The 8,673-nt window shown below is 62.1% G+C and carries 9 protein-coding genes; 3 read left to right on the forward strand and 6 right to left on the reverse strand.

The window, feature by feature from the left end:
• From HMPREF9371_RS06120 to HMPREF9371_RS06130, 3 genes are all read left to right on the forward strand, one after another.
• A partial coding sequence (locus tag HMPREF9371_RS06120) for a c-type cytochrome (RefSeq protein WP_009119115.1) occupies positions 1-853 on the forward strand: 853 nt, incomplete at its 5' end.
• On the forward strand, positions 846-1,760 hold the full coding sequence (locus HMPREF9371_RS06125) for a c-type cytochrome (RefSeq protein ID WP_009119116.1): 915 nt from the start codon (positions 846-848) through the stop codon (positions 1,758-1,760). The genes HMPREF9371_RS06120 and HMPREF9371_RS06125, both read left to right, overlap by 8 nt.
• Before the next feature lie 330 nt (positions 1,761-2,090).
• The gene (locus tag HMPREF9371_RS06130) at positions 2,091-3,251 is read left to right on the forward strand and encodes a polyamine ABC transporter substrate-binding protein (protein ID WP_009119117.1); all 1,161 of its coding nucleotides are present in this window, start codon (positions 2,091-2,093) and stop codon (positions 3,249-3,251) included.
• An 82-nt stretch (positions 3,252-3,333) separates the two neighbouring features.
• Here HMPREF9371_RS06130 and HMPREF9371_RS06135 read toward each other — a convergent pair whose 3' ends face one another.
• From HMPREF9371_RS06135 to HMPREF9371_RS06160, 6 genes are all read right to left on the reverse strand, one after another.
• Positions 3,334-4,080, reverse strand: a complete 747-nt coding sequence (locus HMPREF9371_RS06135; protein ID WP_009119118.1) for a hypothetical protein — start codon at positions 4,078-4,080, stop codon at positions 3,334-3,336.
• The gene (locus tag HMPREF9371_RS06140) at positions 4,077-4,685 is read right to left on the reverse strand and encodes a hypothetical protein (RefSeq protein WP_232203079.1); all 609 of its coding nucleotides are present in this window, start codon (positions 4,683-4,685) and stop codon (positions 4,077-4,079) included. The genes HMPREF9371_RS06135 and HMPREF9371_RS06140 overlap by 4 nt, the downstream gene beginning before the upstream one ends.
• An 11-nt stretch (positions 4,686-4,696) precedes the next feature.
• Complete coding sequence (ispC, locus tag HMPREF9371_RS06145; protein ID WP_009119120.1) at positions 4,697-5,881, reverse strand: 1-deoxy-D-xylulose-5-phosphate reductoisomerase; 1,185 nt, start codon at positions 5,879-5,881, stop codon at positions 4,697-4,699.
• A 92-nt stretch (positions 5,882-5,973) separates the two neighbouring features.
• Positions 5,974-7,383, reverse strand: coding sequence for a cysteine--tRNA ligase (cysS, locus tag HMPREF9371_RS06150; protein ID WP_009119121.1), 1,410 nt, complete (start codon positions 7,381-7,383; stop codon positions 5,974-5,976).
• A 68-nt stretch (positions 7,384-7,451) separates the two neighbouring features.
• Positions 7,452-7,940: a hypothetical protein gene (locus HMPREF9371_RS06155; protein WP_009119122.1), complete on the reverse strand. Its 489-nt coding sequence runs from the start codon at positions 7,938-7,940 to the stop codon at positions 7,452-7,454.
• Between the two features lie 61 nt (positions 7,941-8,001).
• Positions 8,002-8,466, reverse strand: coding sequence for a hypothetical protein (locus HMPREF9371_RS06160; protein WP_009119123.1), 465 nt, complete (start codon positions 8,464-8,466; stop codon positions 8,002-8,004).
• Positions 8,467-8,673: the final 207 nt, after the last annotated feature.

Here is an 8,673-nt window from a genome sequence, read left to right on the forward strand (position 1 = left end):
GCAAAGGTCTCAGGCCGCCTTCGCCCCCAAACGCGAATTCGTGCCCGACAGCCGCTTCGACGCCCAAACCAACCACGGCAAATACCTGGTAGAAGGCCCCGGCCACTGCGGCGCCTGCCACACGCCGCGCGGCATCGCCTATCAGGAAAAAGCCCTCAGCGACGACGGCAAACATTTCCTCAGCGGCGCCGTCATCGACGGCTGGCGGGCCAAGAGCCTGCGCGGCGAAGCACGCGGGCTGGGCAGCTGGAACCAAGCAGAGCTAGCCGACTTCTTCGCCAGCGGCCGCACCGAACGCAGCGCCGCCTTCGGCGCCATGGCCGAAGTGGTGGAGCACAGCACCCAATACTGGAGCGACAGCGATCTGCAGGCCATGGCAGGCTACCTGAAAACCCTGTCACCCACACCCGGCAAAGAAACCGAACTGCCCAAACGCGAAGACACCACCACTGCCATGCTGCTCAACGGCGAATACGCCAACCGCGGCGCCCTGCTCTACGCCGAACACTGCATGGCCTGCCACCGCGCCGACGGCAACGGCATGCCGCGCATCTTCCCCGCCCTGAACAACAACAGCGCCGTTTATGCCAACAACGCCCAATCGGTGATTCAGGTAACCTTGGAAGGCGGCCGCATGCCGCACAGCAAACACGACGTGATGGCCTTCAGCATGCCCGGCTTCAAACACCTGACCGACAGCGACATTGCCGACGTAGTCAACTTCGTCCGCAACAGCTGGCACAACCAAGCACCCGAAATCAGCAGCCGCGACGTGGCCGAAATCCGCCATTTCGTCAACCGCAAAGCGCCCAATATCGTTCCCCAAGCCGCTTCAGGAGCACACCATGAATAAGCACCAACTGTCGGCTCTCCTCTTGGCTTCCGGCCTCGGCCTGCTCGGCCTGAGCGCCTGCCAAGACGCCCCCGAAACCACCGAAGCCCAGCCCATCCGACACCCCATCGTCACCGGACAGGGCGACGAAAAAACAGCCGTGGGCGAATACACCCTGCCCTTCGACAGCGACATCGACCAACAGCCCAACGCCGCCCAAATCCGCTTCGGCCAACGTTTGATGAACCACACCAAACGCCTGTTGCCCGAACACGTCGGCAGCCACATGAACTGCAGCAGCTGCCACATCGCACAAGGCAAAGTGGCCGGCGGCAACCCCTACATCAACACCACCAACCGCTACCCGCGCGTGATGCCCCGTCCCGGCAAAGAAATCGACCTGGTCGGCCGCATCAACGGCTGCTTCCAGCGCTCGATGAACGGCAAACCGCTGCCCAGAGACAGCGAAGCCATGCAGGCCATGGTGGCCTACATCAACTGGGTCGGCCAAGGGGTGCCCAAAGGGCAAAGGGTGGACATTGTGAACGCCGTGGCCATTGACACCCATCTCACGCCCGACCCCGAACGCGGCCGCGTCCTCTACGCCCAACACTGCGCCACCTGCCACGGCAGCAACGGCGAGGGCAAACGCGACGGCACCGGCTTCTACGCCTTCCCGCCTTTGTGGGGCGACGAATCCTTCAACATCGGCGCCGGCATGGCGCGCACCTACAAAGCCGCGGCCTTCATCAAAGCCGCCATGCCCATGGGTGTGCAAACCCACGGCTTATGGGGCGAAGGCAATGTGTTGAGCGATCAGGACGCCGTGGACATCGCCGAATACTTCACCCACCAGCCGCGCCCCGACTTCCCCGGCAAAGTGAACGACTGGCCCAACGGCGACAAACCGAAAGACGCCCGTTACTGATCTCTGCATATCCGCAACAAGCGCTCGGGCTACCTGAAAAGCTTTCAGGTAGCCCGAATCTTTATTCAAAATCAATCCATCCGGCACCAAGCCGCCGCCAACCACCGCCAGCCCCGGCGCCTGCGGGCCGCTCCGCCGCAAAAAACACTTGCCAGCCCCGCCGTTTCCAAGTCTAATCCCCTTTTCGCCGAAGGAGAAATCAATACGGCGGCAGCATCTGTTTGCCAAGCAGGCGGCTCCGGCCATCCCCTTGCCCAGACAGCCTTGCGCACATCCGGTCGGCAGCCCGCGGTTCCGACGTTTCCCAACCGATTCCACAAAGGAAACAACATGAAAAAAACACTTTTGGTTTCAGCCCTGATGAGTTTGTTTCTGGCCGCTTGCGGCGGCAACGGCCAATCCGCCGATTCCGGCAAACCCGCTGACAGCAGCGCCTCCGGCACCGCATCTGCCGCCGACGGCAGCAACCAGCTCAACCTCTATATCTGGTCGGACTATGTAGACCCCGAAACCGTGAAAAAATTCGAGGCCGACAACAACATCCAAATCCGCACCGACTACTACGACAGCAACGAAACCCTGGAAGCCAAAGTGCTGACCGGCAATTCCGGCTACGACCTGGTGGTGCCCTCCATCGCCAACGTCAGCCGCCAAATCCAAGCCGGCGCCTATCAGGAAATCGACAAGAGCCAAATCGCCAACTACGGCAACCTCGACCCCGAGCTGATGAAACTGATGGAACAGGTGGATCCGGGCAACAAATACGCCGTTCCCTACTTCTGGGGCATCAACACCATCGGCATCAACAAAGACGCCGTGGCCAAAGCCCTGGGCACCGACCAGCTGCCCGCCAACGCTTGGGACTTAGTGTTCAAACCCGAATACACCAACAAGCTGAAATCCTGCGGCATCTCCTTCTTCGACAGCCCGCTGGAGCAATATCCGCTGGCCTTGAACTACATCGGCAAAAACCCGAACAGCCAAGACGCCGACGATCTGAAAGCCGCCACCGATATGATGAAAGCCGTGCGCCCCGACATCAAACGCTTCAGCGGCTCCGGCTACATCAATGACCTGGCCAACGGCGACTTGTGCGTGGCCATCGGCTACGGCGGCGACCTCAACATCGCCAAAAACCGTGCCGCCGAAGCCAAAAACGGCATCAACATCGAAGTTTTGGTGCCCAACACCGGCGTGGCCATCTGGATCGATTCCTTCATGATTCCGAAAGACGCACGCAACGTGGCCAATGCACACAAATACATCAACTACACGCTGGATCCGAATGTGGCCGCCGCCAACGGCAACTTCGTTACCTACGCGCCGGCCAGCAAACCCGCGCGCGATCTGATGGAAGAAGCCCACCGCAGCAACACTTCCATCTTCCCGAGCGACGAAGTGAAAGCCAACAGCTTCGTGATCCTGCCGAAAACCGCCGACGCCAGCCGTCTGATGACCCGCTTGTACCAAGGTTTGATGACCGCCCAATAAGTCCGGCAAACGCAACGCCCGCTGTTTCAAACAGCGGGCGTTGTTCATGCTTGCGCAACCGTTTTCATGCTGGCCGACGGTTTCAGGTAGCCTCAACCCCCGCAGACAAGGGCCCTTCTTCCCAACCCTGCCGAAAACCGCGTAAGGCGAAAGAACGCAGATTCTCCGGCGCCAGCAAGGTCAAACACACCAGCTCGTCGCCGTGGCCGTGGCCCGGATTGCGGCTGCGGAAATAGGCCGCCTCGGGGTGGCTGTCCTGCTTGTCGGTATGCCACTCGGCTTTCAGATGGCCTTGCGATTCGGGGTAGCACACCAAGCCGCGGGCGGCATCGTAAGCCGGGCTGAAGCGGGCGGCAGCCAAGCCATCCATCAGCGCCTGTATATCTGGCGGCGTGGCATAACGGCGGTTGGGGTAATACTGCCTGCTGAACACGTTCAGGTAACGGTAGGTGCGGTCGCCTTTCACAATCAGCAGCCAATACAGCGGCACCTCGGGCTGCATGGCTTGGATGCGGCCGGCCAAACGGCACCAGGCCAAAGGCAGGGTTTGCTCGCCCCAAAAACGGTGGTCGATGACCGTATCGCCGGAAAACAGGGCACGCACCGGCCGCCCCTGATGCTCGGCCTGCAACACTTTCAGGGTGGAAAAACCGCGCACGGCGCCGTCTTCGTCTGCCAACAGCAAAACCCAGTCTTTTTCCAACAGGTCGCGGCGGAACAGCGCGGGGGAAGTGCCCGCATAATAGCGGGCATACAGGGCGTAGAGTTCGTCGATGCGGCTTTCAGGTAGCCTGTTTGGCCGTTCGGTTCGGGTGTGGAGTCGGGTCATGCTCGGCGCTCCAAATACATCAGCCAGCCGCACAAACACACGGCCAACACGGTGGTCAACAACTGGTTGGCCAGATGCGGCGGCTGCCAGCCGATGAACCACAATTCTGCGCTGTGGCGGCCGTGGTTGAAAGCGGAAATATAGCAGGCGAAATAGGTTTCCGCCGCAAACATGGCCGCCATCACCCACAAATGCCCCACCCACACCCGCGGTCGCTCCCGGCGGCAGAGACCAGCCAGCACGGCCAACAGCAATAGGCTGAACACATCGTGCGCCATGCCGTAAACATACTGCCAGCCGCCGCGGCCGTAGAGCAGCCACAATTCAATCACAGCGCGCGCCAGCATGGGCAGCCAAAACAGCAGGTAGGCCGCCCGCAAACGGCGGCCGATGTGCGGTGCGCAAAACACCAGCGGCGGCAACACCAGCCAACAGCACACCGTCAGCCCCAGCCAAAAGGCTTTGGACAGGGAAAGCGCCCCGCCCTGCGTGGCCAAGCCGTTTTGCCAGCCGTAAAACGCCAGCGTCGCCAACCCGCACCACACCAGCGCCACCCGCAAACGGCGGCGCATCAGCATGCGGCTGAAACGGTTTGCCGATTCCACGCCGCCGCCTTTCAGGTAGCCCGCCGCCGCACCTCGGCTTCGGCCTGCGCACGGATGTCGGCATCCAGCGCCAACAGGGCATCGATGCCGTCCGGCTGCCCAGAATGGTGCCGCTCCAAACACGCCGCCACCACGGCGGCAATATCGGTAAAGCGGATGCGGCCGGCCAAGAACGCCGCCACCGCCACTTCGTTGGCCGCGTTCAGCACGCAGGGCGCGCTGCCGCCGCTGTGCATGGCTTCGTAGGCGAGCTTCAGGCAGGGAAAGCGTTGGAAATCCGGCCTGGCGAAGGTGAGCGAAGAGAGGGCGGCAAAATCCAGCGGCGCCGCGCCCGACTCGATGCGCTCGGGCAAACCCAAACAATAGGCAATCGGCGTGCGCATATCGGGCGTGCCCATCTGCGCCAGCACCGAGCCGTCGGCATAGCGCACCATGCTGTGGATCACGCTTTGCGGGTGAATCACCACCTCCAGCCGTTCGGGCGGGCAGGCAAACAGCCAATGCGCCTCAATCAACTCCAAGCCTTTGTTCATCATGGTGGCGGAGTCCACCGAAATCTTCTGCCCCATCGACCAATTCGGATGTTTCACCGCCTGCGCGGGCGTGATGGCGGGCAAAGCGGCCAAATCGGTGTGCAGAAACGGGCCGCCGGAAGCGGTCAGCACAATCGACTCGATGCCGCCGTCTTTCAGGTAGCCTTTGTGCTCGGGCAGCACTTGGTAAATCGCGTTGTGTTCGCTGTCCACCGGCAGAATGCGCGCACCGGACTGCGCCGCCGCCTGCATAAACAGGCTGCCGGACACCACCAGCGTTTCTTTGTTGGCCAGGTAAATGGTTTTGCCGGCCCGCGCCGCCGCCAGCGTGGGCGGCAGGCCGGCCGCGCCCACAATCGCCGCCATCACGCCGTCCACTTCGGGCGCAGAAGCCACATCCACCAAGGCCTGTGCGCCGTGCAGCACTTCGGTATCACAGCCTGCCGCCGCCAATCTGGCCCGCAAATCGTCGGCCCGGGCGGCATCGGCCACCACCGCATAACGCGGCCGGAATGCGGCGCACTGCTCGGCCAGCTTGGCGGTTTGCGTGTGGCCGGCCAAGGCGAACACGCGGAATTTGTCGGGATGGCGGGCAATCACGTCCAAAGTGCTGAGGCCGATGCTGCCGGTGCTGCCGAGAAGGGTGAGGGTGTGTTGGGGCATGGGAGGATTCTGAGCGGGAAGAAAAGAAGAAACAGCAAACAGATAGGTGGCAAGTTTTCAGGTAGCCCGAAAGGCTACCTGAAAGCTGATGGTCAGCCGCGCCGCCAGGTGGTGCCGCCGGCGCCGTCTTCCAAAATAATGTTTTCGGCGGTGAGCAGGTCGCGGATGCGGTCGGACTCGGCCCAGTTTTTGTCGGCGCGGGCTTGCTTGCGCCGGGCAATCAAAGTCTCGATTTCCTCATTGGACAAACCGCCGGTGCTGCCGCCCTGCAAAAACGCCTGCGGTTCGCGTTGCAGCAGGCCGAGTACGCCGCCCAGCGCTTTCAGGCAGCCGGCCAATTCGGCGCTGTTGGTTTTGTTCATTTCGCCCGCCAGCTCGAACAATACCGCCACCGCTTCTACGGTGCCGAAGTCGTCGTTCATGGCGGCGTAGAAACGGCGGGTGTAGTCGTTGGCTTCTTCACTGAGGGTGAAATCGGCGGGCGGGGTGTTTTTCAGCGCGGTGTAGAGGCGGGTGAGCGCGCCTTTGGCGTCGTCCAGATGGGCGTCGGAATAGTTCAGCGGGCTGCGGTAGTGGGCGCGCAAAATAAAGAAGCGCACCACTTCCGGGTCGTAGGCCTTGAGCACGTCGCGGATGGTGAAGAAATTGCCCAGCGATTTGGACATTTTTTCGCCGTCCACGCGGATAAAGCCGTTGTGCAGCCAGTATTTGACATGGCTTTCGATGGTTTTGCCGCCGTGGGTGTGGCCGCAGCTGTGGCCGAGTGCGCCCACGCTCTGCGCAATCTCGTTTTCATGGTGCGGAAACTGCAGATCGGCGCCGCCGCCGTGGATATCGAAGGTGTCGCCGAACAGCTCTCCGCCCATGGCCGAGCACTCGATGTGCCAGCCGGGGCGGCCGCGGCCCCAAGGGCTGTCCCAGAAATCGGCTTCGTTGGGCTTGGCCGCTTTCCACAGCACGAAATCCAGCGGATCGCGTTTAAAGCCGTCCACCTCCACCCGCTGGCCGGCGCGCAAATCGTCCAGCGATTTGCCCGACAGCTGGCCGTAGGCGGCGAATTCGCGCACGGCGTAATAGACGTCGCCGTTGTCCGCGGCATAGGCTTTGCCCTTGGCAATCAGACGCTCGATCATGCGGATCATCTGCGCCACATGCTCGGTGGCCTTGGGCTCGACATCGGGGCGCAGCACGCCCAAGGCCTCGGCGTCTTCGTTCATGGCGGCGATAAAGCGCGCGGTAAGCTCGGCAATGGTTTCGCCGTTTTCGGCGGCCCGGGCGATGATTTTGTCGTCGATGTCGGTGATGTTGCGCACATAGGTGAGCGGGTAGCCGCTGTGGCGCAGCCAGCGCGCAATCATGTCGAACACCACCATCACGCGGGCGTGGCCGAGGTGGCAGTAGTCGTACACCGTCATGCCGCACACATACATGCGCACGTTTTCGGGATTGAGCGGAACAAAGGCTTCTTTTTGGCGGGTAAGGGTGTTGTAGATATTCAGCATGGTTCGTTCAAAGGATAAAAGGGCTACCTGAAAACCGTAACAGGCTTTCAGGTAGCCTGGGGGCGGTGTTAGCGGTCGTCTTGTGCCGCATTGACGTCGGCCGCAGCGGCGGCAGCCTCGACGAGGCTGCAGGCTTGGCCCAAATAGGTATAAAACAGATTGCTGTGCGTATGCGTCAGCATGCCCGGTTGCGGTCCGCGGCTGTCTTCGCTGTAACCGAACCACACTTGCGGCCGGCCTTCGCGGTCGGTGTCGATGCGGGCGCGCAACGCCGTCCGCATCACGCCGGCGTCCTGCATCTGGGGCGTGATGGTTTGCGGAAAACGGGCCAACTGCTGTTGATACCAAGCGCCGCTGTCGGCGGGGATGCATACGGTGCGCTCTCCCGCCTCGCCGGGCGAAACGGGCGGAAACGGCTGCTCGCCGCCGGAATAGGTAATCGTGGTGTTGCCGCCTTGGCGGTACAGGCCGGCGGGCAGGTTTTCCAGCGGCGCGGCGAAAGCGTGGCTGCCCAGGGTCAGCAGGGCGACATACAGGCACAAGCGGAAAGATGGCATGGTCTCAGCTCGGTCAATGGTGGGCAAAGGCTACCTGAAACGGCAGCGGCATAAGGCCCCCTCAGTCTGCTGCCGCAGCAGCAGCTGCATCAGTAGGACAGGGTTTGCCCAAATAGCTAAAAAGCAGGTGGCTGTGCTGACGGCTGATGCTCCCCAAATTCGGATTGCGGCTGACTTGGGTGTAGCCAATCCACACTTCGGGCCGGCCGGCCGAATCGGTACCCACGCGCGAGCGCACTTCTATCCGGTTGACGCCTTGCTCCCGCATCTGCGGGGAGAGGGCTTGCGGAAAGCGGCGCAGTTGTTCGACATACCAAGCGCCGCTGTCGGCGGGCACGCATACCTCACGCACCAGATTGCCTTCAGATAATAAGGGCTGCATCGGTTCGCCACCGGAGAACGTGGTCACGGTCGCACCGCTTTCGCGATAAAGTCCCGCAGGCAGATGGACCAAGGGGGCGGCAGTGGCGCTGAGCGCGGCAGTGCACCAGACGGCACACACGGTAACGCGGGTGGCGGGATGCATCGGCAGTCCTTTCTGAAAGACGGTCAATCGGCGTACGGCGCGCGCGGGTTGGCCGGCACCGGCGCATTGTAATGGATAAGCGCTGCGCCTCCAAACCTTTATGTATGGCGCCAAGCGGCACCGACCTCGCCGTATCCCGACGCGGCACGCACAGCGCGGCAGGGCGGGCGTGGGGTTAAATACATGTGCATCGGTACGGTTTTCCAC

Origin of the sequence: Neisseria shayeganii 871 (assembly GCF_000226875.1) — a bacterium.
Lineage (GTDB): Bacteria > Pseudomonadota > Gammaproteobacteria > Burkholderiales > Neisseriaceae > Eikenella > Eikenella shayeganii.

What these genes read in the sequence shown, in the direction of transcription:
- HMPREF9371_RS06135 (WP_009119118.1), bottom strand. Translation starts at nt 4,080, where the DNA reads ATGACCCGACTCCACACCCGAACCGAACGGCCAAACAGGCTACCTGAA.
- ispC (WP_009119120.1), bottom strand. Translation starts at nt 5,881, where the DNA reads ATGCCCCAACACACCCTCACCCTTCTCGGCAGCACCGGCAGCATCGGC.
- HMPREF9371_RS06155 (WP_009119122.1), bottom strand. Translation starts at nt 7,940, where the DNA reads ATGCCATCTTTCCGCTTGTGCCTGTATGTCGCCCTGCTGACCCTGGGC.
- HMPREF9371_RS06160 (WP_009119123.1), bottom strand. Translation starts at nt 8,466, where the DNA reads ATGCATCCCGCCACCCGCGTTACCGTGTGTGCCGTCTGGTGCACTGCC.
- cysS (WP_009119121.1), bottom strand. Translation starts at nt 7,383, where the DNA reads ATGCTGAATATCTACAACACCCTTACCCGCCAAAAAGAAGCCTTTGTT.
- HMPREF9371_RS06130 (WP_009119117.1), top strand. Translation starts at nt 2,091, where the DNA reads ATGAAAAAAACACTTTTGGTTTCAGCCCTGATGAGTTTGTTTCTGGCC.
- HMPREF9371_RS06125 (WP_009119116.1), top strand. Translation starts at nt 846, where the DNA reads ATGAATAAGCACCAACTGTCGGCTCTCCTCTTGGCTTCCGGCCTCGGC.